Consider the following 25,722-nt stretch of genomic DNA (forward strand, 5'->3'; position numbering starts at 1 on the left):
CTTAATTACTTCTTAGATGCTTCGATAAGTTCGATGAAATGATCGAACAATGGTGCGCAGTCATGTGGACCAGGGCTTGCTTCAGGGTGACCCTGGAAGCTGAACGCAGGTTTGTCTGTACGATGAATACCTTGGTTCGTACCATCAAACAGTGAGCGATGAGTCACACACAATACCGCAGGCAAGGTGCTTTCATCCACTGCGAAGCCGTGGTTTTGAGAAGTAATCATCACTGTACCAGTTTCGATGTTCTGTACAGGATGGTTAGCGCCATGGTGACCGTGCGGCATTTTTACCGTTTTAGCACCCGATGCAAGAGCAAGAATCTGGTGACCTAAGCAGATACCAAATACTGGAATTTCAGTTGTTTCAACAATTGTTTTTACAGCTTCAATTGCGTAGTCACATGCAGCTGGATCGCCAGGACCATTTGACAGGAATATGCCATCTGGATTTAACGCAAGTACTTTTTCAGCAGGAGTTTGTGCAGGCACCACAGTCAATTTACAGCCGCGGTCTGCGAGCATACGCAAGATGTTGGTTTTGACACCGTAGTCGTATGCAACCACATGGAATTTAAGTTCAGGTTGAGTAAAGCCTTTGCCAAGTGCCCATGAGCCTTCAGTCCATTCGAAACCGGTCGGATCACAGCATTCTTTCGCAAGGTCTAAACCACTTAAACCACCGAATGCACGTGCTTTTTCGACTGCTTCTTCTTCAGTGATGTTTTCACCCGCAAGGATACAACCGTTTTGTGCACCTTTATCACGCAAAATTCGAGTTAATCGTCGCGTGTCGATGTCAGCAATGGCAACTACATTGTGCTGTTTTAAATAATCACCGAGTGATTGATTCGCACGGAAGTTACTATGTAGTAAAGGAAGGTCACGGATAATTAAACCGTTTGCCCATACTTTATGAATACGACCTGATTCAGCGTCTTCTTCGTTGCAACCTGTGTTACCGATATGTGGGTAAGTTAGCGTTACAAGCTGCTGTGCATAACTAGGATCAGTCAAAATTTCTTGATAGCCAGTCATGGCAGTGTTGAAAACGACTTCACCAGTCGTACAACCCGATGCGCCAATTGAAGTACCTTTAAAGATAGTTCCGTCGGCAAGGGCTAAAATTGCTGGGGTGCTCAAACCAAAGCTCCTGAAATTTAGGCTGTAAAAAAGCGAGTAGACGAAAAAAAAGGAAGGTTAATTTTTAAACCTACCCTCCTATGTCTGCTCGCTTGAACTTAACACGGCATTATACGCAGAACCACCCCCCAAGTCCAATAGCTTTACAGCAAAAGTATGAGATAAATGGCTTGCTTTTTGCTTGAAAGTCTGTTTTACGAACAACGTAAAAAAATGTAAGCAATTAAGAATTGTCTAACAAATCAAATCTTAATTTTTATCAAAACTACTAATATGGATGAGTCGTAATATAACTATAGGAATAAGACACATGACTACAGCAGCGAAATCTTCCCAATCCAAGAAAAAGATCAATACCGTGGTTTCAGAAACGACTGAACAGCTTGAAAAAGTAGCAGCTGAAGCCAAAGAACAGGTGGTGGAAACCATCGAAGAAAGCAAAGAGAAACTTGAAGTCGAAGCGAAACAGCTGGGTGATACTATGCAGGAGCAGTTACGTCAGTTGAAACAGGATCTGTTGCAACGGATCGATACTTTGAAAGAGCAGTTATTTGGTTCGCAAAAAGAACTGACTGAATTAACCAGCTTTATCAAAACCGAATTTACTGCAGTCATTGAAGACTTATCCAATATGGGTAAGGAACTGAAAGAAGATGTCAGCCAGATCTCGACCAAACATAAAGAGCATCTGACTGGTACATTCAAGCGCTCAAAAGACAGTACCATTGAAGTTCTAAAAAAGGTCAAACCCATGGTAAAAGCTGAAAGTTCAGAAAAAAGCCCTGAGCTGAAGAGTTAGGGGAAGACGCTGACTTAAATCGCATGAAAGGAGAACTAGATATGTTCTCCTTTGTCTTTTTGAAGCAAAACGGACTCACAATAATAATGAAAGGGGGTCACGATGCAGCAGCATTATTTTATAGGTGTACTTTGTTTACTGACGCTGATTATGATGCTTAATCTGGAAAGTTGGTTGATGCGTGCACTTTATCTCGGTGTGATGATGTTATGTCTGGGATTCTTTGGACTAACTTTTGGAACGATTATTCTGATCATCTTCACGTTAACTGTAATTTTTTATGCCGCGGTAAAATCAGTGCAGGACAATTACCGCTTACATCACTAAAATGTCGAAAACAATTAAAATGAACTCTTAGTCTATCAGCTTAAATAACGTTTAAATCATTATCAAAATAGCCAGCCCTAAGTGTTGAGAGCAGGCTAATTATTTCAATTTAATATTGACCTGAATCTACGTAGAGAAAATACAGAAAAATATTTTCTTCAAGCTATAACAGCGAACTTTGAGCGGATGAGCCGGAAAAGCCCATAAAAAAACGTGAGACTTTAATGCTCACGTTTTTTAATATCTTTGTTATCCAGCAAATGCTTTTAATCTGCATTAAAAGACATGCAGCCAATCCCGTTTATTGTGGAAGTCTGCTTCTGGGCTGCTGTGCTGCATCGCAAAGTATTGATCACCTTGTGAGGTTTTTAATACTGCTGTCAGACCAATAAACAGGTCTGCCCATTTAAGTTTATGTTCAACCATAAACTCGGTCAGATCCAGACTGACATTCAGACCATAATGGGTACGTTTAAGCTGATTCAGTTCGATATCGTATGCAGCAGGTGGCGGCATATCTTCCGGATAGCGATATTCCTCAAACTGATAGGCTTGCCAGGCCTGAGAAGGGGAAAGATTGATTTCGCGATAATAATCTTCACCGTGAACCCCGATAAAGATTTCAAAGCAGGTCTGTTCCCACAAAAAATCACGACGGGGATGTGCAGTAACCATTTCTGGCCACAGCACGTACTGGTTGGGATCACGCAACCAAAATCCGACATTCAAGCTGCATGGATTTTGCTGTTCGATGGCACCGACCAATGAGATTGCCTGAAAACGGCGATCAAATGCGCTGAGTTCGTAACTGGCCATAAATCCTGTACTTAGTTAGAAAGATGGGCAAAACGGACAAGATTGGATAACTTCTGGTTTTGCTTTGGAGCTTTCTTGTAAAGCAGCGCAATTTTACCAATAGTTTGTACCACTTCAGCACCTGTAGTTTCTGAAAGTTCAGCAATGAGTGCTGCACGTGCTTCACGGTCTTCAGCCACCACTTTTACTTTAATGAGTTCGTGATCATTAAGGGCACGATTTAGCTCTTCAACTACAGATTCAGTTAAGCCTTTGTCACCAAGCATTACAACTGGGTTTAATGCATGTCCAATTTGACGTAAACGCTTACGTTCCTGAATAGATAAAGACGCCATGAGAGATAACCTGATTTTTAAAACGGCTTAGTATAGCAAAAGCGAAAAATAAACGCTGTAAATTCTCAGGAAATAATCACTTGTAAATAATCGCAAATTACACCGGAATACTCAGATTTAGATACACATGTATACTGCAAAAAATGTGTTTTTCCCGTACAATGAATCATTAGAAGTTTTTTTTATTTAGAGAGTTATGGCAACACGCATTACCAACCAAAAGTTATCTAAAAGTAGTCGTGCGTGGATGAGAGAGCATCTTGATGACTTTTATGTGAAAAAAGCACAAAAAGAAGGTTATCGTGCCCGTGCTGCGTACAAGTTGCTAGAAATTCAGGAAAAATACGGCATTATCAAACCCGGCATGACTGTAGTGGACTTGGGTGCTGCCCCAGGAAGCTGGTCCCAGATTGCCGGAAAACTGGTCGGTGATAAAGGTCTGGTGATTGCATCAGACATCTTGGAAATGGATGCGCTACCTGATGTGACTTTCTTGCAGGGCGATTTCCGTGAACAAGAAGTATTCGATAAATTGTTAAATATTTTAAACGGACGCACAGTAGACGTTGTAATTTCAGATATGGCCCCCAATACATCAGGTAATAGAGCTGTAGATCAACCACGTCAGATTTATTTATGTGAACTTGCTCTGGATTTTGCCAACAAGGTACTCGGCCCGAAAGGACAGTTTGTAGTGAAAGTATTCCAGGGTTCAGGTTTTGATGAATTTCGTAAAGAAGTCGTCAACAGTTTTGATGTATTGAAGACGATTAAACCTGCTGCATCACGTGCCCGTTCGAAAGAAGTGTTTTTGGTCGGACAGGGACGCAAGAAGGCTTTGAAATAAAGTTTACTTGCCAACACGTTAAAAATTGTGCATTTTGTAGGTTTTTACATTATTGCAAATTGATTTGCAGCTTATTGATTAAGGTCACCCTTCGAGGGCATGATCAAATTAGATTGGAATGGGAAATAAAGCTTTGAGCGATCTTTTTAAGAATGCCGTATTGTGGCTCGTGATACTGGGTGTGCTGGTGTTAATCTTCAGCAACGTCAGTGACCGCAATCAACCGACTACAATGAACTATTCGGAGTTTGTTGCCGCGGTCAATGCTGGCCAAATTAAACAAGTTACAATTGATGGCGAAAGAATTCGCGGTGAAAAATCAAACGGTTCAGAGTTTGAAAGCATTCGCCCGGCAGTTCAAGACCCAGAACTGATGCCAAGCCTGATTAAAAATAATGTGGTCGTTGAAGGTGAAGCGCCTCAACGTCAAGGCTTGCTCATGCAATTGCTGATTGCAAGTTTCCCTGTGCTTCTAATCATTTTGTTATTCATGTTCTTTATGCGCAACATGGGTGGCGGTGCAGGCGGCAAGAATGGCCCAATGAGCTTTGGTAAATCTAAAGCGAAAATGCTATCTGAAGACCAGATCAAAGTAACATTTACTGATGTGGCGGGTTGTGATGAAGCAAAACAGGAAGTAGTTGAAATCGTTGACTTCCTGAAAGATCCTGCAAAATTCAAACGTCTGGGTGCGACTATTCCTAAGGGCGTCCTGATGGTGGGTCCTCCAGGTACAGGTAAAACCTTGCTGGCTAAAGCCATTGCGGGTGAAGCAAAAGTTCCATTCTTTAGTATCTCAGGTTCTGACTTCGTTGAAATGTTTGTCGGTGTCGGTGCATCACGTGTACGTGACATGTTCGAACAGGCAAAACGTCATGCGCCATGTATCATCTTCATTGATGAGATTGATGCAGTCGGTCGTCATCGTGGTTCAGGTACAGGTGGTGGTCATGATGAACGTGAACAGACTCTGAACCAGATGCTGGTAGAAATGGATGGTTTCGAAGGCAATGAAGGCATTATTGTCATCGCTGCAACTAACCGTGCTGATGTACTGGATAAAGCCTTACTTCGTCCAGGTCGTTTCGACCGTCAGGTAATGGTAGGTCTACCAGATATTAAAGGTCGTGAGCAAATCCTGAATGTACACTTGAAGAAACTTCCTTCTACTACTGGTGTAGATGTCAAAGTGCTTGCTCGTGGTACGCCAGGCTTCTCAGGTGCACAGTTGGCCAATCTTGTAAACGAAGCGGCATTATTTGCGGCACGCCGTAACAAGAACACAGTCGATATGCATGACTTTGAAGATGCGAAAGACAAACTGTACATGGGTCCTGAACGTAAATCGATGGTACTTCGTGAAGAAGAACGTCGTGCTACGGCTTACCATGAAGCAGGTCATGCGATTGTGGCAGAAATGCTTCCAGGTACAGACCCTGTGCATAAAGTGACCATCATGCCGCGTGGCTGGGCATTAGGTGTAACCTGGCAGTTGCCTGAGTTTGACCAAACTAGCCATTATAAAGACAAGATGTTAAATGAACTCTCAATCCTGTTTGGTGGTCGTATCGCAGAAGAAGTGTTCATTAACCAGATGTCGACTGGTGCTTCGAATGACTTCGAACGTGCAACTAAAATGGCACGTGCGATGGTGACCAAATATGGTATGTCGGACAAGTTAGGTGTCATGGTCTATGAAGATGACTCTCAACAGTCTTTTATGGGTAGCATTGGTACCCGTACGATTTCTGAGGCCACCCAACAACAGGTGGATGCGGAAGTTCGTCGCATCATTGATGAGCAATACAAGGTTGCACGCGATATCCTTGAAAATAACAAAGATATTGCCCATGCCATGGTGAAAGCGCTGCTTGAGTGGGAAACAATTGATCGTGAACAGATTCGTGACATTATGGAAGGTCGTGAGCCAAAACCACCTAAAGTTTATGTTTCAGACAATCCAGTGATTGATGTAACACCGACTGATGGTCCAATGACTCCTCCGCCATTACCAGCGAACTAAGTTAACAATTAAAACCACCTTCGGGTGGTTTTTTTATGGCTATTGTTTTGTCATATCTAGTTGAATGCTATAGTCAACTCATAAAAATCAATGAGTAAAAATAAGAATGAATTTACTTGTTCTGGAATCCAGTATTTATCAGCTACGTTTGGAGCCACTGAGCTGGGAACATTTTGCAGACTTAGAAAATGCATGTGCCGAAGGGGACTTGGGGGAAGTGTTATATAATTCGGTACCTTACCTACATAAACTTAAACACTACTTTACCCAAGCTTTTGAACAGCAGTCCAAAGGTGAAAGAATGGCTTTTGCCGTGATTGATTTAACTTCAGACCGAGCAATCGGCACCACCAGCTTTCATGATATCAAGCCGGAAATTCCACGTGTTGAAATTGGCTTTACCTGGTATGCCAAACCTTATCAACGAACCTATGTAAACCGGGTCTGTAAATATCTTTTGCTGCAGCATGCATTTGAAGAGCTGAATGCTCAAGTGGTAGGCTTTCGGACTGATCATCTGAATCTTAAAAGTCAAAAAGCTATTGAAGCTCTGGGTGCCAAACAGGATGGCATCATTAGATGTCATATGCTGCGTAAAGATGGCGTGACACTCAGAGATAGTTATATCTATAGTATTTTAAAAAGCGAATGGGTTGATGTAAAAGCGTTACTGCAATCCAAGCTGATGCAATATTCCAATAAGAACTATTTTGAAATCTAGCTATTGAATAGATTGAGCTTTGCTTTATTGATCTTTCCATAAGACAATACCGGGGTTATTGTGAACTAGGATTGAACCATGCAGCTGAAGCCACTACGACCACAGATCTGGACTTTCGGTCATTTGAAACTGGATTTGTCTCAGCCGCATGTGATGGGAATTTTAAATGTGACTCCGGATTCCTTTAGCGATGGGGGGCTGCACAATCAGAAAGATCAGGCAGTAGTAAAAGCCCTGGAAATGATTGCTGATGGTGCCACCGTAATTGATGTGGGTGGTGAATCTACACGTCCAGGTGCATCAGTCGTGGAAGTTGAAGAAGAAATCCGTCGTGTTGTGCCTGTAGTTGAAGAACTGGCCAAGCATGATGTGATCATCTCGATTGATACTTCACAGCCAGAAGTGATTAAAGCAGCCGTGAAAGCGGGTGCACATATCTGGAATGATGTACGCGCGCTCACTCGTCCACAAGCGTTAGAGACGGCAGCAGAACTGAATATTCCGGTGATCATCATGCATATGCGTGGTGAGCCGACTACGATGAATAATCTGGATCAGTATGATGATGTGACTCAGGATGTGATTCGGGAACTGTCACAACGGGTTCAAGATGCTCTAGATGTGGGTGTTAAAGCTGAACATATCATGATTGATCCTGGTTTTGGATTTGCAAAAAATGCCCAGCAAAATTTAAAGCTGTTGCAAGAGTTTTATAAATTGACAGAAATGGGCTATCCGATTTTGTCTGCTTTATCCCGCAAACGTTTTATTGGTGCTGCTCTGAATGGTGCAGAACCACAAGCACGTGCAGTAGGTTCGGCTGCGGCGCATTTGCTGAGCATTCAGCAAGGTGCCTGTATGGTTCGTGCGCATGATGTCAAGGCAACAGCAGAGGCCATAAAAATCTGGAAAGCTATGCAAAATGCCTAAATCTGGGCTGAAAGACATCTAAGGACACAAGCTGTTTGGCTTTTAAACAGCAATGTGCTATAAGGCACGCTTAAGTTAGATTGTCATCTTTTAGAGTGCCTGTAATGTTTGCAGATTTACTTCTCCCTATGTTCGATGATGAATATTATCCCGATATTCTGGTTGCAGAAATCAAGCAACACATCGAACGCTTTGCTTCCAAAGTATCTAAATCCGGTTTATCAGATCAGGACGTGTACCAGCTAGCGCATGAGACTGTGGCAGATATTAATGCCATGAAGCCACAGTTTGAAGATCTGGACTCTTCTCTGGATGATACTGCCGCAGACTATATTGCCGAGGCCATGATGATGGTCGTGCAAGAGCAGGGTCTGTTTGATATTGAAATGGAAGAACTGGTCGTTAATCGCGAATGGTAAAAAAAGCCCTGTTAAACAGGGCTTTTTTTTAATAATCTGAAAATACGTCTTTTAAATTTTTATAATGAATTTCATCCAGTAATTTCTGCTCTTCCAGCATGCAGCTATGATGCAAATCCAGATAATACTGTTTTAAATCTTTTTGATAAGGCACCGGTTCCGGCTCTTTGCTTTGCGATTGCTGATAAGACCAGTAAGCCAGCTGACGGATTTTCTGCAAACGTACCAATAGGGTGCTGCGAGTCGAAACTCTAAAGCAGGGCTCAACTAAAACCGGTACGAGGCTACTGAAAGCAAGCAGGGCCAAACAAGGCAAGGTAATAAATGCTGAGTGAAAATACTGATAATTTATAAATGACAGAATCGCAATCAGGGTTTGCATATACAGGCAGAGTTGCAAACGCTTGGCATAGCGAACAGAACTGTATTTCGCCTGAAACTGGGCGCGCCAGATATAAGGATAGAGCATGCCGATCATTACAATAGTACCTGCACTAAGCGCCTGATATTTTGAAGTCACAAAGTCAGGGTAAAACGGCAGCGAAAAGCACAGGCAACAAAATCCTGTGATCATGATCAGAATACCAATACGTAAATACAGATAGAGATCAGTGGTCTGGTTCAAATATTTATAACGGCCATAGCTGAGGCTGCAAAAGAATGCATCAGGATGGCGTAATTGCAATCTGGCTAGATCAAAAGAACGGGATGCAGACATGAGAAGGGCACATTCTATTGGTGATAATCACGCATAAAAAAAACCAGCTGAATGCTGGAGATTTTCATTGCACCATTCTAATCAGAATTAAAATGGTGCCCGAGGCCAGACTCGAACTGGCACGCTTTGTGGGCGGGGGATTTTAAATCCCCTGTGTCTACCGATTTCACCACTCGGGCATGTGCGCAATAATAGAGGACGAAATAAAGCTTGGCAAGTAAATTTCAATACGTTTGCTTTATTTTCAAGCAATTCAGTAGTTTAAATTAAAAAATTAAATCCATAGTGCTAGATGATAAGCGTGAGAAGTCATGTAATTTTCTATTTCAGGCCGTGATTCATAAAACATTTACAGGTGCTCGTCCAGATAAGTATCGATATCGATGTATTTAATCTTCTTGCACTGCTCATGTTCCAGTTTAAACAAGCGGGTATGTAAATCCGCATAGTGCTGAAGCTGATTTTTCAATTCTTCATTTGGGGAGGTCGGCTTGGAATGAAAAAATAATTTCAGACGTAGTTTCCAGGTTTGTTGATAAGCCCAGAAACAGATGCGACGTAACTGCTGCAGTTGATATTGTTCAGTGCTATTGGTAGCAGGGCGGAACATATTTTCTTTATAGAACCGTACAAAACCAAAACTGATCCCGAAAAAGAATAGAATCCACATGGTCATACTGCTTTGTAGAAAAACCAGATTCAGCGCTTCCAGCACAATGACTACAGTGAGTTTAATCGGTGTATGTCTTAAAAACTGATAGAGGGAATGAGAAGAGTGCCGGATCTGCTTGATCACTAGTGGAACCACCAGCATCAGAAATAACAGAATAGTCAGAATTGCATAAGCTTGCGCCTGAAAGTCTGGGGCAGTTGATAGCTTAGAGGAATAAACATCTTTGAGAACCAGGCTAATCGGTACAAAGATCATGGCAGCCAGCACCCAGGGAATCAGTTCCTTGAGATCACTTAAAATACCCTTGGTCTTGATCTGACCATAAAACAGATAATTTCTTTTGAAGGCAGCGGGATAAAGCAGTTTAAGTTGCTGTAATAAAAGATCAATCTGTTTGGTTTGCATGATAAAAAGTAAATAAGAAACTTGCCGCCTACTATAGCCAATTTACGCCAGAATGATAGAGATGATCCGGATTTTGCAATTATTAGAGTTGAAGCTAAAGATTTTAATTTTTTAGTGAGGATTTATGCGAAAATAGTCCATTGCATATTTATTTTTTAGGGACAGTTTATGACTGATCAATCTCCTGCGACGCTAAGCGACATCGAAATTTTAGACATCCTTCAAACCATGAAGAATGATGAGCTAGATACGGAAGCAAAAGAAGTTATTCGTCAGGGTGGTAAAGCGGGTCGTCAGGAAGCGCATAAACAGGCGCTGGTCGTATTGAATCAGTCATTTGAAGAAAAATTTGTTGAAGCAGTTTCTCTGGCCCTGAATCTGAATGAAGCACAAATCAAAAAAATCCGCTATAAGAAAGACCGTATCCGTATTTTAAAAGCACGTGGTATTGATTACCTGGCAATTGATGGCGCGGAAACTGCCTTTGTACTAGCGCAGATTGCACAGGCGATTCTACGTGAAGATGCGGTCGTCACTCATGACTTACATAATATTTTCCCATTCTGGAAAGAAGGCTGGCCAATGGTGCAATTTGATAATACCTACAAAATTTTGCAGGAAGATATCCAGATCCATTATCAGGCAGTCCTTGAAGCACTTTTATCAAAAATCTAAATTGAATTGAATGTAAAGAAGCACCTTCGGGTGCTTTTTTAATGAGAATAAAATAGGGAAAGCAGCCAACGCACAGGAAAGATAAACAGCCGCCACCAGGTGATGAGTGGATAATAAAAATATTCGCCTATTCTTAAAGTCGAATCAAATCCTTGCCGACGCCGTTCATAAGGATAGGGAGTCAGCCAGATTGAAAGTAAAATGAGCACAATTGCTAGGATCAGAAATATAGGCTGTTGATCTTGCATAAAGAAGAAATAGAATAAATATAAGGCCGAATAAAAACTCAGACAGGCGAGTAGCGCAGCAATATTCATAAAAGTCTCATTATTATTGTTTTTCGAGTTTTAAAAAAATTGAAGAAGAACCAGATTATTCTGATTCTTCTGTCGGTGGCTTTTTCACTTCTAGCATACGTGTAACCAGTAACTGGTCAATCTTGAAATGATCAACATCGACAACTTCAAACTTATAACCCGCATGTAGCACAATATCTGCAGGACGTGGAATCTTGCGCAGCTTGAACATCATAAAACCAGCCAGAGTTTCATAATTCTCTTCATCTGGCATTTCATCAATTTCCAGCGCATGTTTGATGTCTTCAATGGGCGTACTGCCATCAATCAACCATGAATTGCTGTCACGCTTAATGATCTGCTGGTCTTCTTCCAGGGGAGTAACCCAGTCGCCCATCACGGTAATCATAATGTCGGAAAGGGTAATCACACCTACGACCAAGGCATATTCATTAATAACGACGGCGAACTTTTCCTTGGTTGAACGGAAGCGATCCAGTAATTCAGATAGAGTCAGTGTATCTGGAATGGTTAGAACCGTACGGATGGTATTTTCATTTAACTGAAGTAAAGACTGATTATTCAGAATACGAACCAGAATATCTTTGGAGTCGACATATCCAATCACATCGTCGATATTTTCATTACAAACCAAAAACTTGGAATAAGGAAATTCAGCCAGTTTTTGACGAATACTGGCTTCTGATTCTTTCAAGGTAAAGAACACCACATTTTCGCGAGTCGTCATACTGGAAGGAACATTACGTTCTTCAAGCTCAAACACATTCTCAATAAAGTGATGTTCCTGTTTCTGTAACACACCTGCCTGAGCACCTGCATCCATTACCGCAGAAATATCCGCGAAGGTAATATTGTCATCTCGGATGGTATTCACTTTAAATAAGCGGAACAACAGGTTCGCAATGGCATTGATGAACCAAGCCAATGGTTTACAGATTTTAATAAACACCTGAATTGGATTAATCACCGAGACAGAAATTTTTTCTGGGGCAATCATCGCCAGACGTTTCGGCATCAAGTCCGCAAACAGAATAAATAATGATGTGACTACAGTGAAGGACAGGCTGAACGCAATCGTTTCAGTCCAGGGACCTTGATAAAATCTGGAAAGTAAATTGATGATATAAGGGCGGAAGGCACCTTCACCTAAAATACCGCCTAAAATGGCAACGGCGTTTAAGCCGATTTGGGAAGCTGCAAAAAAGTCAGCAGAGTTTTCTTGTAAATCTAAAACTTTTTGAGCGCGAATATCTCCCGATTCAGCCAAAATTTTCAATTTGACCTTACGAGCACCTGCAAGCGCGATTTCTGTTAATGATAAAAAACCGGCCCCCGCGATGAGTAATAAGATAATCACGATATTTTGAAAGAGGCTCACGAATCCACCTGTGGATTAATATGATCTAGCTAAAAATATTTTTAACACAAAAAAAGACTTGAGGTACAAATAAAGCAACTCAAGTCTCTAGAGTATAAGCTTAAAAATGAGCAATTTAGCTAATATTCAATTTAATAATGTGAAAATTGCGAATTATTCATTAAAAATTCACGATTTTCTTCTTCGATCATCTGACGCGCTACATACAGAATCAGCTGACGTAACCAGCGATGGGCGGGGTGATGATGCAATAAAGGACACCACGCCATCTTTAATTCAAACTCAGGAATATAAAATGGTGGGTCTTTAATGAGTAAGTTCTGGTTTTTGGCTTGCAGACGTGCAATACGGGTCGGTAGTGTTGCTACAAGATCGACATTGGCAGCCAAAAGGCCGGGCATCTGATAATGACGGGTAAATACCGAAATCTTACGTTTTTGGCCAATACGCTCAAGCGCCTGATCAATCCAGCCGAGACCTGCCTGTTTCTCAGGATTCACCCCAAAGCCAACGCCCATACCGGTTTTTGATACCCAGATATGCTGTGCATCGAGATAGCTTTTCAGATTCAGGTTACCCGCAGCCGGATGCTTGTTATTTAAAAGGCAAGAAAAACTATCACGCCAAACCAGTACCTGATGGAAGCTTTGCGGAATTTCATTAAAACGGTTAATCGCCAGATCAACTTTACCTTGTTCCATGTCACGATAGGACACATCACTTGGCGTTAAGAAGTCGAGCACCACATTCGGTGCTTCTGAACGCAATGCTTTCACCAGGCGTGGTACCAGCGTGGCTTCAGCATAATCTGAAGTCATGATGCGGAAGACACGGTTTGAAGTATAAGGACGGAATTCAGTACGCGGTTCCAGAATCATGGAAAGATCCGCTAAGGCGTCGCGGATACGAGGTTGGAGTTCTAGTGCACGTTCTGTTGGAGTCATACCTTCAGAAGAGCGAATCAGGAGGGGATCATTAAATAAATTTCGTAAGCGACGTAAAATGTTACTCATCGCAGGTTGGGTTACCCCAAGTTGTTCTGCTGCACGCGTGACATTTTTTTCACGTAAAAGTACGTCAAGATAAATGAGGAGATTAAGATCGACCCGCTCCAGATTCATAAAAAAAATACCGAAAATAAAATTATGAAATTATATGGATTATGCCATAACTACTATAGCTTGTGTACGCAACTGATGAAAAAAAGCCCAGCTGATTGTACTGAAATACCTTTTTAAAGTCTCTTTCACCGTAGATTTTGCCAGCCTGAATCCTCCTCTATTTTTAAGAGCAGAAAGCAAATCTGGCTGCCTTCAAAACGAAAGAAAGGTATTTCTGAAAAACAGAGGGAATTAGCAAATAATGTGCCAGATTTGATTAAAAATATTTCAACAAATAAATGAAAAATAATTCCTTTGAAATAAGTATTCCAAGTTTTAAGGCTCATAAAATAAACAAAAGTTGGTGAAATTAGGCGCTGCTAAAGTCTTGCAAGACTTAAGTCTAATGATTTTTTTTTGTTCTTGTTGCTGATGTTTTAGGCAAAATCCAATTTGAAAAATATATAAATAAAATTTTAAATACAATGATTTATGAAAAATTGATCAATATATAATTAGACTTTCATCTACATATTTTTTAAATAAATAATGATAATTCTTGCAGAATATTGGATTAATTTTTCGAAGCCCACTAATCTTTAGCTATCCCAACGGATCGTCGAAAATCTGAACAAGTCATTGAGGGTGTGATTTGAGCGGTTCGTTGCAGAAAAATCCTAATATTAATACAGGAATATATCATGACTACATACCAAACAGCGATTGATGCAATCCGCGAATTAAAAGCGAAATTCGGTAACACTTGGGCAGACATCAGTCCTGAAGATGCTGCGCGTATGCAACTTCAAAACCGTTTCAAAACTGGTTTAGACATTGCTAAATATACAGCGGCGATTATGCGTCGTGATATGGCTGCTTATGATGCAGACTCTAGCAAATACACTCAATCACTAGGCTGCTGGCACGGTTTCATCGCTCAGCAAAAAATGATTGCGAACAAAAAATACTTCGGTACAACTGAACGTCGCTATATCTACCTTTCTGGCTGGATGGTTGCTGCACTTCGTTCAGAATTCGGTCCTCTTCCTGACCAATCTATGCACGAAAAAACTTCTGTTCCTGCATTGATCGAAGAAATCTACACATTCTTACGTCAAGCTGATGCGAAAGAACTGAACGACCTGTTCCGCGCACTTAAAAAAGCTCAAGACGCTGGTGATACAGCTAAAGCTGCTGAAATCACTTCACAAATCGACAACTTCCAAACTCACGTTGTGCCAATCATTGCGGACATCGACGCTGGTTTCGGTAACGAAGAAGCGACTTACTTACTAGCTAAGAAAATGATCGAAGCGGGTGCTTGTGCACTTCAAATCGAAAACCAGGTTTCTGACGCGAAACAATGTGGTCACCAAGCTGGTAAAGTTACAGTTCCACACGAAGACTTCATCGCGAAAATCCACGCTCTTCGCTATGCATTCCTTGAAATGGGTCTTGACGATGGTATCATCGTTGCACGTACTGACTCTGAAGGCGCTGACTTGACTCAAAAAATCCCAGTGGTTAAAGAGCCAGGCGACATCGCTTCTCAATACATCAGCTACTTAGACACTCAAGAAATTGACATCTCTGAAGCACAAGAAGACGAAATCCTGATCAAACGTGATGGCAAACTTCACCGTCCTAAACGTCTTGCTTCTGGCTTGTACCAGTTCCGTGAAGGCACTCAGATCGACCGCGTTGTACTTGACTGTATCACTAGCTTACAAAACGGTGCTGACCTTCTTTGGATCGAAACTGCGACTCCAAACGTAGCTGAAATCGCCCACATGGTTAACCGTGTACGTGAAGTTGTGCCAAATGCGAAACTTGTTTACAACAACTCTCCATCATTCAACTGGACACTGAACTTCCGTCAACAAGCGTACGACCGTTGGGTTGCTGAAGGTAAAGACGTATCTGCATACGACCGCGCTAAACTGATGAGCGCTGAGTACGACGATTCTGAATTGGCTGCTGAAGCTGACGAAAAAGTTCGTACATTCCAAGCAGACGCTTCTCGTGAAGCAGGTGTGTTCCACCACTTGATCACTCTGCCTACTTACCACACAGCTGCTCTTTCTACTCACGAGCTTGCTCAAGGTTACTTTGGTTCTGAAGGTATGTTGGCGTATGTTGCTGGCGTACAACGTAAAGAAATCCGCGGTGGTATCGCTTGTGTGAAACACCAAGCAATGGCTGGTTCTGACATCGGTGACGACCACAAAGAAATCTTCGCTGGTGACAACGCGCTTAAAGCGGGTGACGATGCGAAAAACACAATGAACCAATTCTCTGCTTAATCAGCTCTGAATCGATTCTAAAAAAACCCTGCGCAAGCAGGGTTTTTTTATGCCTAAAATAAAAATAATAACCTTATAAATTGTTGAAATAGCTAGATGAAAGGCAAAATCTTCATATTTTCTTCATGATTCAATTTTATACATATTTTTCTGTGATCAAGCCTTGCATTCTCTAGGCCACTGCCTGAATATCCTTAAGCTGACTCAATAATGCAACGCTTTCCATAATTCATTAAATTCAAAGTGATTCAGACTTATGCTGTCTAAGTTTTTCATTCATCGTCCTATTTTTGCAGGTGTACTGGCCATTGTGGTCATGGCCATTGGACTTTTTGCGGTGATGAATTTACCTGTCGAACGTTATCCGGATATTGCACCGCCTCGCATTACCGTGGCAACAACCTATACCGGGGCATCGGCAGAAACGGTAGAAGAGAGCGTGACCCAGGTGCTGGAACAGCAAATTAAAGGTATCGACCGCTTGCTGTATTTCAGCTCCAGCAGTGATTCCTCAGGTCGAAGCCGGATCAGCATCAGTTTTGAAAATGGTACCGATCCAGATACAGCACAAGTACAGGTTCAAAATGCGATTAACGGGGTTCTCAATCGTTTGCCAGATGATGTCCAGCGACAGGGCGTGAATGTCTTCAAATCTCTTGGCGATACCCATATGGTCATCGGTTTGTATGATGAGTCACGGCGTAGCAGCAATATTGAACTGTCTGATTATTTGACAACGCATCTGGAACAGGATATTTCCCGAATTGATGGCATTGGTGAAGTCGATGTTTTTGGTTCACAGTTCGCAATGCGCATCTGGTTGAATCCAGCAAAATTAAAACAGTATAATCTGATGCCAAGTGATGTGCGGCAAGCGATTGAATCACAGAATACTCAGGTGGCAGCCGGCGCAATTGGTGATTTGCCGACAGTCGATGATCAGTATCTGAATGCCAAAGTCACATCAGGCAGCCGTTTAAAAACAGTCGAAGAATTTGAAAATATTATTGTGAAGTCTGCCCGGGATGGCAGCTTTATCTACTTAAAAGATGTTGCACGGGTTGAATTGGGTGCAGAAAATTATCAGTCATATAGCACTACCAATGGCTATCCTTCTGCTGGTCTGGGCATTTCACTGGCCTCCGGTGCCAATGCAATTGCAACGTCGAGTCTGATCAAGGCTGAAATCGAGCGACTCTCCCAGCAGTTGCCGGAAGGCTATAAAATTGCCTATCCGCGTGATAATACCCCGTTTGTTAAAGAATCGATTAAAGAAGTCGTTAAAACACTGTTCGAGGCGGTCATTCTGGTCGTCATTGTGATGTTTATCTTCCTGCAAAACTGGCGTGCCACCTTAATTCCGACTGTAACAGTGCCTGTAGTTTTACTCGGAACCATGGCGGTACTTTATGTTTTGGGACTGAGTATTAATACGCTGACTTTGTTTGCCTTAGTACTGGCCATAGGCTTGCTGGTCGATGATGCCATTGTGGTGGTGGAGAATGTTGAACGTCTGATGCATGAGCAGCAGCTTACAGCCAAAGAAGCAGCACTGGAATCCATGCAGGAAATTAGCGGAGCATTGATCGGGATTACCCTGGTGTTAACCGCGGTCTTTATTCCCATGGCATTCTTTGGTGGCTCAACCGGAGTGATCTATCGTCAGTTTTCGATTACGCTCGTGGCAGCGATGTCTCTGTCGCTGATGGTCGCACTGATTCTGACACCTGCACTTTGTGCGCTGATTCTGAAACCGAATCCCAAACCTGCCAAGTGGGCGAGTTGGTTTAACCAGAAACTGGATGGTTTGAAGCATCGTTATCTGAAAGTTTCCAATGTCACTCTACAACATAAGGCCATTAGTCTGGTGCTGTTTGCCGGATTGCTCTGCGTATTTGCTTTATTTTATCGCGCCTTACCCACCAGTTTCTTGCCGAGTGAAGACCAGGGTATTCTGAATCTGCAAATCCGGCTGCAGGAAGGCGCGCCAATGAAAAACACCATTCAGGTCGGGGAGCAGATTCGTCAGTATTTTCTGGAAGAAGAAAAGGACAATATCGACTTGGTCATGCTACGTTATGGCCGTAACTTCTCAGGTACCGGTCAGAACCTGGCGACCGGTTTTGTTGCCTTGAAGCATTGGGATGACCGTGTTGGAGAAGAAAATACTGCGCAGGCGATTCGTGAACGTGCTATGAAGCATTTTCGCAGTAACCGCGATGCTCAAGTCAATATCAGCATGCCGGCTTCAGTGAATGGTTTAGGGCAAACCGACGGCCTGGATTTCTGGATTCGTGATATTAACGGTAATGGCCGTCAGTATCTGGAAGAGCAGTTCCAGAATATGCAGGCTGGAGCAGCTCAATATAGTAGCTTTGAAAATCTGGATAAGCGTTCCAATCCGGAAAAAGCCGAACTGAAAGTCAATATTGACCAGAAACAGGCGATGGCCAATGGTCTGAGTCCATCCGCAATCAACAGTACGCTTTCAGCGGCCTGGGGGGGTAATTATATTAATGACTTTATTGATCGTGGCCGGATTAAACGGGTGATTATGCAGGGCGATGCAGAATTCCGTTCCAAACCTGAAGATCTGGCGCAATGGCATGTACGTAATGACCTGAACGAGATGGTGCCTTTCAGTAATTTCGCTCAGGTGGACTGGAGTGGTGGTCCTGAGGTGGTCAACCGTTTTATGGGCTATACCTCGCTGCAAATGGAAGCGGATATGGTCAAAGGTTCCAGTTCTGGTGAAGCGATGCAAGATGTTGAAAATCTGGTGGCAGAACAGGATGGCATTGACGTGGTCTGGAGCGGTTTATCCTTTGAGGAAAAACAATCCAGTAATCAGGCAATCTGGTTATATCTGGTGTCGATTGGTTTCATTTTCCTGTGCCTGGCCGCTTTATATGAAAGCTGGACGATTCCGACTGCGGTCATGTCCGCTATTCCTCTAGGGATAGGCGGGAATATCATTTTTAGTTTTCTGGCAGATTTTCCGAATGATATTTACTTCCAGATTGCTTTGCTGACCACGATTGGTCTGTCCTGTAAGAATGCAATTTTAATCGTAGAGTTTGCGGCATTGGCTCAGGAAAAAGGTAAATCGGTAGTTGAAGCTGCACTTGAAGGTGCTTCGCTACGCTTGCGTCCGATCCTGATGACATCTCTGGCCTTTGGTGCTGGCATTCTGCCACTGGTCTTTGCTTTTGGTGCTGGTGCAGCCAGTCGTCGTGAGATTGGAATCAGTGTTTTTGGTGGAGTGATCTTTGGAACGATACTGGTGCTAATTTTTATTCCATTTATGTACGTTTTAATTCGCCAAATGACGATGAAGAAATCACATACATAATATCAATTGAGAATATAGCATTCTAAAATCCCCGTTATAACGGGGATTTTTTTATCGGAAATAAAAAGGTAAAGATTGGCTTAAATTTAAGCATGGTGTGAAAATTGCTATAGAAATCATCTATTCATGGCGTGTGCATCCTAAAGATGCATTTGATGGGGATTTCTGATTTATGTTGTCGCGCTTTTTTATTTATCGTCCCAAGTTTGCAGCGGTCATTGCAATTTTAATGATGGCCCTTGGGGTATTTGCACTTCAAAAAATTCCCATTGAACATATGCCAAATATGGATACGCCAGCTTTAGGCGTTTCCGCAGGTTATCGTGGTGCATCGGCTGAAACTGTTGAGCAATCGGTGACCCAGATTCTGGAACAGGCAGTAAAAGGCATTGAAGGTCTAGAAACCTTTCATTCCAGCAGTTCGGTGGGACGGGCCCAACTTACGCTGCAATTTGAGCAAGGGGTCGATCTTGATCAAGCCCAGTTACAGGTTCAAAACGCCGTGAATGGCGTATTGAGCCGCTTACCTGAAGAGACGCAACAAGGCGGAGTCAATGTTTATAAATCAGGGTATGACCAGTTTGCACTGTTAAGCTTATATGATGAGAGTGGGCAAAGTAGCGTCACCGAACTTTCAGATTATTTAATGGTGCATGTCGAACCGCGTTTGTCACGTATTGAAGGTGTAGGGGAAATTGACCTGTACGGTGCAGGTTATGCCATGCGGATCTGGCTAAATCCGCATAAGTTGCATCAGTTTAACCTGATGCCAAGTGATATTCGCAATGCCATTGAAACCCAGAACGCACCATTGGCTTCAGGCGCAATTGGTGGTTTGCCGACGATGCAGGATCAATATCTCAATGCCAAGGTTAGTGCGGGTTCACGTTTAAGCAGCGTGAAAGAATTTGAGAATATTATTGTTAAAACCACGGATTCCGGTTCATTGCTGTACTTAAAAGATGTGGCACGGGTAGAACTGGGTGCAGAAAGTTATAACCACATTAATTATACCAACGGACAGCTCTCTTCAGCTTTATCGATTACTTTGGCGCCACGGAGTAATGCCATTGCAGTGTCCAAACAGATTCAAGACGTATTAAAAAACGCTCAGGCCAATTTGCCACCGCACTACCAGTTGCAAATGACCATGGACAAAACTCCATTTATTACCAGCTCAATTGAACAGGTAGCTAAGACCCTGGTTGAAGCCATTATTCTGGTTATTGTGGTGATGTTTATCTTCCTGCAAAACTGGCGTGCCACGATTATTCCGGCCGTTACGATTCCAATTGTGGTTTTGGCGACCTTTGCAGTGCTGTATGTCTTGGGTATGACTCTGAATAGTTTTACCTTATTTGCCCTGATCTTAGCCATCGGTCTGCTAGTCGATGATGCCATTGTAGTGGTGGAAAATATTGAACGCCTGATGCAGGACGAACATCTGGATGCCAAAGTGGCTGCCTTAAAGTCCATGCAGGAAATGAGTGGAGCACTGGTCGGTATTACGCTGGTACTTACCGCAGTATTTATCCCGATGGCTTTCTTTGGCAGCGTCACTGGGGTGATTTATCGTCAATTTTCCATTACTTTGGTGGTTGCGATGTTGCTGTCTTTATTCGTGGCCTTGGTGATTACCCCAACATTTGCGGCACAGTTATTGAAACGCAAACATCATCAGGCTCGCTGGGCACAGCACTTTAACCATGGCATGGATCAGCTCAATGCCGGTTACCAAAAAGTTTCAGCTCGAAGCATGCGACTGAAGTTCACGATGTTGGCACTGTTTGGTGTGTGCATAATGGGCTTCGGCTGGGTATATAAGCATTTGCCGGAAGGATTGATGCCCACTGAAGACATGGGCTTTGTTATGGGGCAGATTGTCATGCCGGGCAATGCACCGCGTACAGAAGTCGAAAAAGTCGGGCGTGAAGTACAAGATTATTTGATGAAACACGAATCGGAACGCATTCAGAGTGTAGGTGTCTGGTATAGCGGCAACAACGTCGGTGTAGGCCCGTATCGTGGGCAGCTCTTTGTGGTATTAAAAGACTGGGCTGAGCGCAAAAATCCTGAAGATTCAGTCTTTGCTATTGTCGATCGAGCACAGAAACACTTTGCCAATCATGCCAATGCCCAAATTTTCTTTATGGCGCCTTCCATGTCGAGTAATGGTCGTGTAGTCGATTTCTGGTTGCAAGACCTGGATTATAAAGGAGCTGAATTTTTACAGGAGGCATTTGGCCAGATTGAAGCGCGTGCCCAAGGCAAATCATCGATTGAATTTCTACAGCTGGACCAACCTAAAGAAAGTGCTGAGCTGAATATCAAACTTGATGCAGAGCGTGTGTTAAAGCATTCCATTCCTCAGCAAAATGTAAACAGTACTTTGGCTGCAGCATGGGGTGGAACTTACATCAATGACTTTATTGATCGTGGCCAGATTAAACGTGTGATTATGCAGGGTGAAGCAGAATACCGTTCCAAGCCTGAAGATCTGGCTTTCTGGCATGTACGCAATCAAAAAGGTGAAATGCTGTCATTTAACCAGTTTAGCAGTCTGAATTGGCAGGGTGGGCCGAACAGTATTAACCGCTATATGGGCTATAACGCTGTTCCAGTCTATGCTGGGATTCCAAAGGACAAGTTTTCTAGTCAAACCATGCAGGATGTTGAAGCATTGGTAGATGCCCAGGAAGGTGTGAATCTGGCCTGGAGCGGAGCCGCATTGGAAGAAAAGCGCAGCAGCGGTCAGGCGATTTTCCTGTATGTGATTTCGATTGCCTTTATTTTCCTGTGCTTAACCGCTTTATATGAAAGTTGGACCATTCCTGCGGCCGTGATCAGTGCCATTCCATTGGGTGTAGGCGGCAGCATCTTATTTTGCTGGGTCTTTGGTTTCGCCAATGATATCTTTTTTCATATTGCCTTGCTGACGACGATTGGTCTGTCCTGTAAAAATGCCATTCTGATTGTAGAGTTTGCTGCACAGGCAGAGAAAGCAGGAAAAACAGCCATAGCTGCAGCCTTAGAAGGAGCAAGTTTGCGCTTACGGCCTATTCTCATGACCTCTATTGCTTTTGCTGCGGGAGTGATTCCCTTGATCTTTGCCTCTGGGGTCAGTGCGATCAGCCGTCAGGAAATTGGTGCCAGCGTTTTGGGCGGGGTCATTTTTGCAACTATTTTGGTATTATTCTTTATCCCGTTTATATATGTGTTAATCCGAAACCTGTTTCATGTCAAAGCAACAAATAAAGTTATACAAATCAATCAGGAAAATGAGGAATACTCACTCTAGGGCGGGTATGTTTCATACCTGCATGGAATGATGGTATGGGAATGCAGCACCAAGAAAAAATACAGCAACTACATGAGACTCTGCTGACAGGGGAAAATAATATTCATCAGCTTCTACAAAAGCTAAATATTGCCGATCAGGCCAGAATTTTGTCTGAGCTTGGACCAGCAGAACGCTGTCACCATTTCAAGCAGCTGGAACGTCAGGCAGAAGTACTGGAGTACTTACCACTGGCCATGCAAATCCAGCTGGCCTATCAATTTCCTCTGGAGCAACTGGCCAGTCTGATGGATGCCATGCATTCCGATGACTTCATTGATTTATACAAGCAGATGCCCTGTGAAGTACAGCAGCAGTTACTTGGCAAATTATCTACCCAGTCGCTACAAACCCTGCGAGAGCTGCATGCTTATCCGGAAGAAACAGCCGGTGCATTAATGAGTTCAGACTTCGTCACGCTTGCTCCCAAACTGAGCATGACGGAGGCGATTGAAACGCTACGTGATATTGCGGGGAATCATGACACTTTATATCTGATCTATATCGTGGATGAGAAACAGCATCTGCTCGGCGTAATTTCCTTAAGGCAAATTATTCAGGCACGGCCGGATGCCACCATTAATGAGGTCATGACCACAGATGTGGTCTATGCCACAGTGGATGAGGATCAGGAGCAGGTCGCCCGTACCTTGGCCTATTATGATTTTATTGCCTTGCCAGTGGTCGACGCGACCCAGAAGCTGGTCGGGATTATTACCTATGATGATGCCATGGATATTGCAGAGGCAGAAAGTACTGAAGATATTTTAAAATCCGGTGCAGTGACGCCTTTGAATGAACTGAGTCTGAAAACCGCACCGATTCTCAGATTGTATCAAAAACGGGTATTCTGGCTGGTCATTCTGGTGTTTGGCAGTCTGCTCTCCGGAATCGGAATTGCCCATTTTGAAGATATTATTTCCACCCATATTGTGCTGGTATTTTTCTTGCCATTATTGGTGGGTAGTGGCGGGAATGCTGGTTCACAATCTGCCACCTTGATGGTGCGTGCCTTAGCAACAGGTGATGTACAGTTTAAGGACTGGTTTAGCCTGCTGGGTCGTGAGTCCCTGGTTGCTTTATGTCTGGGTGGAACGATGGCCATTGCAGTATCAATTCTGGGTTATATTCGAGGCGACTGGATGGTCGCTGTTGTACTCGCTTTAAGTATGTTAGGTATTGTACTGATGGGATGTCTAATCGGCATGAGTTTACCCTTTATTCTCAATAAATTGAAAATGGACCCAGCCAGTGCATCAGCACCTCTGGTGACTTCAATTTGTGATGCCACCGGGGTGATTATTTACTTGTTTATTGCCTCTCAATTATTGTTTTAAATACTTAGCAATTACAGCTTAAATAGAAAAAATACTTTATGCTCAATTACATCAGCTTCATTTCTGGAAGAACCTATGCCTGATCCCGGACAAAAAAATAAATTGAGCCAACGGGATGTCATTCGTCTGGAGCGGGATCTGGCCAAGTTTGCCAATATGATGGATTCGGTGGTACGGATTCCATTTACCAAGCAGGGCGTCGGGGCAGATGCTGCTTTGAGTACCATTCCGGTAGCGGGAGATATCGCAGGTTTTGTATTGACCAGTTATGCGATTTATAAAGCCCGTCAGATCGGGGTGCCAAGTGAAAAATTAAAGCCAGTCCTGAAAATGGCTGTCATGGATGCTGTGGTCGGCTTTATTCCTGTAGCAGGAACAATATTTGATATTTTTATTCGTCCTAGCCGTAAGGCACTGGATATTGTGCATCAGCATATCCGGGACGAATACCAGATCCGTACCGATCATCATGTGGTACATCCATTTCTGCATGAAAGTTTGGAACGCAGACAACAGCAATCTGCTTTCTGGCGTAATCCTGTGGTGGCCTGGATCTGGATTCATCTACCAGATATCTTAGGAACTTTCTTTTTGATTCTGTTAATTATGGCCATTGGCTGGGGCACAATGCAGCTCTTTCAATGGTTTAAAGCCTGAAGGTTTATAAACCTAAACTTAATAAAAAAGCCTGCAAATGCAGGCTTTTTTCTATCAAGCAATCAATGCGTTGCTTAAGGGCAATCGAGTTGTTGCAAGGCAGCAACACGTTGTTCAATCGTTGGGTGAGTCTGGAACAGTGCCGCCAGACTAAAACCTTGTTCCTGACCAGCAGAAATCGCAAAGGCTTTCATTTCTTTCGGCATAGCATCCGGCATTTCTGATTCAGCCTGTAAACGTAATAACGCTGAAATCATGGCCTGTTTACCAGCTAAACGCGCACCTGCTTCATCAGCACGATACTCACGGTAGCGTGAGAACCACAGCACGATCGCTGAAGCCATAATACCAAATACGATATCCAGCACAATGGTAATCACAAAATAGCCAATACCCGGTGCTTCACCCTCTTCACGGCCGAAGATAGTACGGTCTACGAAGTCGCCAACTACGCGGGCAAAGAACATGACAAATGCGTTGACTACACCTTGAATCAAGGCCAGTGTCACCATATCACCATTGGCAACGTGACCGATCTCGTGTGCCAGTACCGCGCGAAGTTCATCTTTGTTCATGCGTTCAAGCAGACCTGTAGAAACAGACACGAGCGCATCGTTCTTGTTCCAGCCTGTTGCAAAGGCATTTGACTGATAAGATGGGAAAATACCCACTTCCGGCATTTTAATGCCAGCGCGCTGAGAAAGTTGCGCAACTTCTTGTAATAACCATGCTTCTGCCTGGTTACGAGGGGCATTTGGGTCAATCAGTTCAGTACCGGTTGTTTTTTTCGCCATCCATTTAGACATGAACAGGGAAATCAGTGATCCCACCATACCGAACACAAAACAGATCACCAACAGGTTGCCTAGATTCAAGCCACCCGCGCCATGGTAACTACCGACACCGAAGAGTGACAGGATAATGCCAGCTACAACCAGTACCGCGAGGTTGGTTAGCAAGAACAAACCAATCCGCATCATTGAGAAATCCTCTTATTATAAAAAAATAATCTGATTAGCAAATGAAAATCATTGAAATCAATATGGGGTGAAATGACTAAAAATTCAAGAAAAAAATGGCCCTAGATCACAAAACACAGCTTTATTTT

22 protein-coding genes and 1 tRNA gene are annotated in these 25,722 nt (G+C 43.1%); 13 read left to right on the plus strand and 10 right to left on the minus strand.

What is annotated here, in order from left to right; translation table 11 throughout:
- Window positions 1-5: 5 nt before the first annotated feature.
- Window positions 6-1,145, minus strand: a complete 1,140-nt coding sequence (gene carA, locus FTV31_RS01450) for a glutamine-hydrolyzing carbamoyl-phosphate synthase small subunit (RefSeq protein ID WP_180012744.1) — start codon at window positions 1,143-1,145, stop codon at window positions 6-8.
- A gap of 310 nt (window positions 1,146-1,455) precedes the next feature.
- On the opposite strand from carA, the gene FTV31_RS01455 reads away from it, so the two are divergent.
- Both FTV31_RS01455 and FTV31_RS01460 read left to right on the plus strand, forming a co-directional pair.
- Entirely contained in the window at window positions 1,456-1,944 is a 489-nt protein-coding gene (locus tag FTV31_RS01455; protein WP_180012745.1) for a hypothetical protein, read from the plus strand.
- 102 nt (window positions 1,945-2,046) lie between these two features.
- Entirely contained in the window at window positions 2,047-2,271 is a 225-nt protein-coding gene (locus tag FTV31_RS01460; protein WP_180012746.1) for a hypothetical protein, read from the plus strand.
- A gap of 276 nt (window positions 2,272-2,547) precedes the next feature.
- Here the strand turns inward: FTV31_RS01460 and FTV31_RS01465 are convergent, their stop codons facing one another.
- Together FTV31_RS01465 and yhbY are read right to left on the minus strand one after the other, a co-directional pair.
- The gene (locus FTV31_RS01465; RefSeq protein WP_180012747.1) at window positions 2,548-3,087 is read right to left on the minus strand and encodes a DOMON-like domain-containing protein; all 540 of its coding nucleotides are present in this window, start codon (window positions 3,085-3,087) and stop codon (window positions 2,548-2,550) included.
- Window positions 3,088-3,098: 11 nt separating this feature from the next.
- Window positions 3,099-3,422: a ribosome assembly RNA-binding protein YhbY gene (gene yhbY, locus FTV31_RS01470; RefSeq protein WP_004784797.1), complete on the minus strand. Its 324-nt coding sequence runs from the start codon at window positions 3,420-3,422 to the stop codon at window positions 3,099-3,101.
- A gap of 196 nt (window positions 3,423-3,618) precedes the next feature.
- Here yhbY and rlmE point away from each other — a divergent pair, with 196 nt between their 5' ends.
- The 5 genes from rlmE to FTV31_RS01495 all read left to right on the plus strand — a co-directional run bounded on the left by rlmE (window position 3,619) and on the right by FTV31_RS01495 (window position 8,362).
- The gene (gene rlmE / locus FTV31_RS01475; protein ID WP_004784794.1) at window positions 3,619-4,269 is read left to right on the plus strand and encodes a 23S rRNA (uridine(2552)-2'-O)-methyltransferase RlmE; all 651 of its coding nucleotides are present in this window, start codon (window positions 3,619-3,621) and stop codon (window positions 4,267-4,269) included.
- 133 nt (window positions 4,270-4,402) lie between these two features.
- Window positions 4,403-6,292 carry an ATP-dependent zinc metalloprotease FtsH gene (gene ftsH, locus FTV31_RS01480; RefSeq protein WP_034170205.1) on the plus strand — a complete coding sequence of 630 codons (1,890 nt, stop codon included), beginning with the start codon at window positions 4,403-4,405 and terminating at the stop codon, window positions 6,290-6,292.
- A 106-nt stretch (window positions 6,293-6,398) separates the two neighbouring features.
- On the plus strand, window positions 6,399-7,013 hold the full coding sequence (locus tag FTV31_RS01485) for a GNAT family N-acetyltransferase (protein ID WP_159123477.1): 615 nt from the start codon (window positions 6,399-6,401) through the stop codon (window positions 7,011-7,013).
- A gap of 78 nt (window positions 7,014-7,091) precedes the next feature.
- Window positions 7,092-7,943 carry a dihydropteroate synthase gene (gene folP, locus FTV31_RS01490; RefSeq protein WP_180012748.1) on the plus strand — a complete coding sequence of 284 codons (852 nt, stop codon included), beginning with the start codon at window positions 7,092-7,094 and terminating at the stop codon, window positions 7,941-7,943.
- Window positions 7,944-8,047: 104 nt separating this feature from the next.
- Window positions 8,048-8,362 (plus strand): DUF5713 family protein, encoded by a 315-nt coding sequence (locus FTV31_RS01495; protein WP_125278212.1) that lies wholly within the window; start codon window positions 8,048-8,050, stop codon window positions 8,360-8,362.
- Window positions 8,363-8,390: 28 nt separating this feature from the next.
- Here FTV31_RS01495 and FTV31_RS01500 read toward each other — a convergent pair whose 3' ends face one another.
- The 3 genes from FTV31_RS01500 to FTV31_RS01510 form a co-directional block, all read right to left on the minus strand.
- Window positions 8,391-9,080, minus strand: a complete 690-nt coding sequence (locus FTV31_RS01500) for a hypothetical protein (RefSeq protein ID WP_005236809.1) — start codon at window positions 9,078-9,080, stop codon at window positions 8,391-8,393.
- A 93-nt stretch (window positions 9,081-9,173) separates the two neighbouring features.
- A tRNA-Leu gene (locus tag FTV31_RS01505) sits at window positions 9,174-9,259 on the minus strand.
- 170 nt (window positions 9,260-9,429) lie between these two features.
- Window positions 9,430-10,158, minus strand: a complete 729-nt coding sequence (locus FTV31_RS01510; RefSeq protein WP_159123479.1) for a hypothetical protein — start codon at window positions 10,156-10,158, stop codon at window positions 9,430-9,432.
- Between the two features lie 168 nt (window positions 10,159-10,326).
- Here FTV31_RS01510 and FTV31_RS01515 point away from each other — a divergent pair, with 168 nt between their 5' ends.
- Complete coding sequence (locus FTV31_RS01515) at window positions 10,327-10,833, plus strand: hypothetical protein (RefSeq protein ID WP_180010610.1); 507 nt, start codon at window positions 10,327-10,329, stop codon at window positions 10,831-10,833.
- 38 nt (window positions 10,834-10,871) lie between these two features.
- Here FTV31_RS01515 and FTV31_RS01520 read toward each other — a convergent pair whose 3' ends face one another.
- The 3 genes from FTV31_RS01520 to FTV31_RS01530 all read right to left on the minus strand — a co-directional run bounded on the left by FTV31_RS01520 (window position 10,872) and on the right by FTV31_RS01530 (window position 13,649).
- Window positions 10,872-11,150, minus strand: coding sequence for a hypothetical protein (locus FTV31_RS01520; RefSeq protein ID WP_159123481.1), 279 nt, complete (start codon window positions 11,148-11,150; stop codon window positions 10,872-10,874).
- Between the two features lie 55 nt (window positions 11,151-11,205).
- Window positions 11,206-12,528: a hemolysin family protein gene (locus FTV31_RS01525; protein WP_180012749.1), complete on the minus strand. Its 1,323-nt coding sequence runs from the start codon at window positions 12,526-12,528 to the stop codon at window positions 11,206-11,208.
- Between the two features lie 131 nt (window positions 12,529-12,659).
- Entirely contained in the window at window positions 12,660-13,649 is a 990-nt protein-coding gene (locus FTV31_RS01530) for a LysR family transcriptional regulator (RefSeq protein ID WP_004784775.1), read from the minus strand.
- A 680-nt stretch (window positions 13,650-14,329) separates the two neighbouring features.
- Here FTV31_RS01530 and FTV31_RS01535 point away from each other — a divergent pair.
- The 5 genes from FTV31_RS01535 (at window position 14,330) to FTV31_RS01555 (ending at window position 24,614) form a co-directional block, all read left to right on the plus strand.
- On the plus strand, window positions 14,330-15,931 hold the full coding sequence (locus FTV31_RS01535) for an isocitrate lyase (RefSeq protein ID WP_159123482.1): 1,602 nt from the start codon (window positions 14,330-14,332) through the stop codon (window positions 15,929-15,931).
- Between the two features lie 256 nt (window positions 15,932-16,187).
- Window positions 16,188-19,283, plus strand: a complete 3,096-nt coding sequence (locus tag FTV31_RS01540; protein WP_180012750.1) for a multidrug efflux RND transporter permease subunit — start codon at window positions 16,188-16,190, stop codon at window positions 19,281-19,283.
- Window positions 19,284-19,455: 172 nt separating this feature from the next.
- A complete protein-coding gene (locus FTV31_RS01545; protein ID WP_180012751.1) occupies window positions 19,456-22,581 on the plus strand; it encodes an efflux RND transporter permease subunit in 3,126 nt (1,041 codons plus the stop codon).
- Between the two features lie 41 nt (window positions 22,582-22,622).
- On the plus strand, window positions 22,623-23,957 hold the full coding sequence (gene mgtE / locus FTV31_RS01550; protein ID WP_180012752.1) for a magnesium transporter: 1,335 nt from the start codon (window positions 22,623-22,625) through the stop codon (window positions 23,955-23,957).
- Between the two features lie 75 nt (window positions 23,958-24,032).
- Window positions 24,033-24,614 carry a DUF4112 domain-containing protein gene (locus FTV31_RS01555; RefSeq protein ID WP_180012753.1) on the plus strand — a complete coding sequence of 194 codons (582 nt, stop codon included), beginning with the start codon at window positions 24,033-24,035 and terminating at the stop codon, window positions 24,612-24,614.
- A gap of 74 nt (window positions 24,615-24,688) precedes the next feature.
- On the opposite strand, the gene htpX is transcribed toward FTV31_RS01555, so the two are convergent.
- Window positions 24,689-25,594, minus strand: coding sequence for a protease HtpX (gene htpX / locus FTV31_RS01560; RefSeq protein ID WP_180012754.1), 906 nt, complete (start codon window positions 25,592-25,594; stop codon window positions 24,689-24,691).
- Window positions 25,595-25,722 lie beyond the last annotated feature (128 nt).

The organism is Acinetobacter sp. YH16031, from assembly GCF_013417335.1.
Classification (GTDB): domain Bacteria; phylum Pseudomonadota; class Gammaproteobacteria; order Pseudomonadales; family Moraxellaceae; genus Acinetobacter.

Excerpts from the sequence above, each read along its gene's own strand:
- FTV31_RS01455 (WP_180012745.1), top strand. The coding sequence starts at position 1,456 with ATGACTACAGCAGCGAAATCTTCCCAATCCAAGAAAAAGATCAATACC.
- FTV31_RS01460 (WP_180012746.1), top strand. The coding sequence starts at position 2,047 with ATGCAGCAGCATTATTTTATAGGTGTACTTTGTTTACTGACGCTGATT.
- FTV31_RS01465 (WP_180012747.1), bottom strand. The coding sequence starts at position 3,087 with ATGGCCAGTTACGAACTCAGCGCATTTGATCGCCGTTTTCAGGCAATC.
- yhbY (WP_004784797.1), bottom strand. The coding sequence starts at position 3,422 with ATGGCGTCTTTATCTATTCAGGAACGTAAGCGTTTACGTCAAATTGGA.
- rlmE (WP_004784794.1), top strand. The coding sequence starts at position 3,619 with ATGGCAACACGCATTACCAACCAAAAGTTATCTAAAAGTAGTCGTGCG.
- FTV31_RS01485 (WP_159123477.1), top strand. The coding sequence starts at position 6,399 with ATGAATTTACTTGTTCTGGAATCCAGTATTTATCAGCTACGTTTGGAG.
- folP (WP_180012748.1), top strand. The coding sequence starts at position 7,092 with ATGCAGCTGAAGCCACTACGACCACAGATCTGGACTTTCGGTCATTTG.
- FTV31_RS01495 (WP_125278212.1), top strand. The coding sequence starts at position 8,048 with ATGTTTGCAGATTTACTTCTCCCTATGTTCGATGATGAATATTATCCC.
- FTV31_RS01500 (WP_005236809.1), bottom strand. The coding sequence starts at position 9,080 with ATGTCTGCATCCCGTTCTTTTGATCTAGCCAGATTGCAATTACGCCAT.
- FTV31_RS01510 (WP_159123479.1), bottom strand. The coding sequence starts at position 10,158 with ATGCAAACCAAACAGATTGATCTTTTATTACAGCAACTTAAACTGCTT.
- FTV31_RS01515 (WP_180010610.1), top strand. The coding sequence starts at position 10,327 with ATGACTGATCAATCTCCTGCGACGCTAAGCGACATCGAAATTTTAGAC.
- FTV31_RS01520 (WP_159123481.1), bottom strand. The coding sequence starts at position 11,150 with ATGAATATTGCTGCGCTACTCGCCTGTCTGAGTTTTTATTCGGCCTTA.
- FTV31_RS01530 (WP_004784775.1), bottom strand. The coding sequence starts at position 13,649 with ATGAATCTGGAGCGGGTCGATCTTAATCTCCTCATTTATCTTGACGTA.
- FTV31_RS01535 (WP_159123482.1), top strand. The coding sequence starts at position 14,330 with ATGACTACATACCAAACAGCGATTGATGCAATCCGCGAATTAAAAGCG.
- FTV31_RS01540 (WP_180012750.1), top strand. The coding sequence starts at position 16,188 with ATGCTGTCTAAGTTTTTCATTCATCGTCCTATTTTTGCAGGTGTACTG.
- FTV31_RS01545 (WP_180012751.1), top strand. The coding sequence starts at position 19,456 with ATGTTGTCGCGCTTTTTTATTTATCGTCCCAAGTTTGCAGCGGTCATT.
- mgtE (WP_180012752.1), top strand. The coding sequence starts at position 22,623 with ATGCAGCACCAAGAAAAAATACAGCAACTACATGAGACTCTGCTGACA.
- FTV31_RS01555 (WP_180012753.1), top strand. The coding sequence starts at position 24,033 with ATGCCTGATCCCGGACAAAAAAATAAATTGAGCCAACGGGATGTCATT.
- htpX (WP_180012754.1), bottom strand. The coding sequence starts at position 25,594 with ATGATGCGGATTGGTTTGTTCTTGCTAACCAACCTCGCGGTACTGGTT.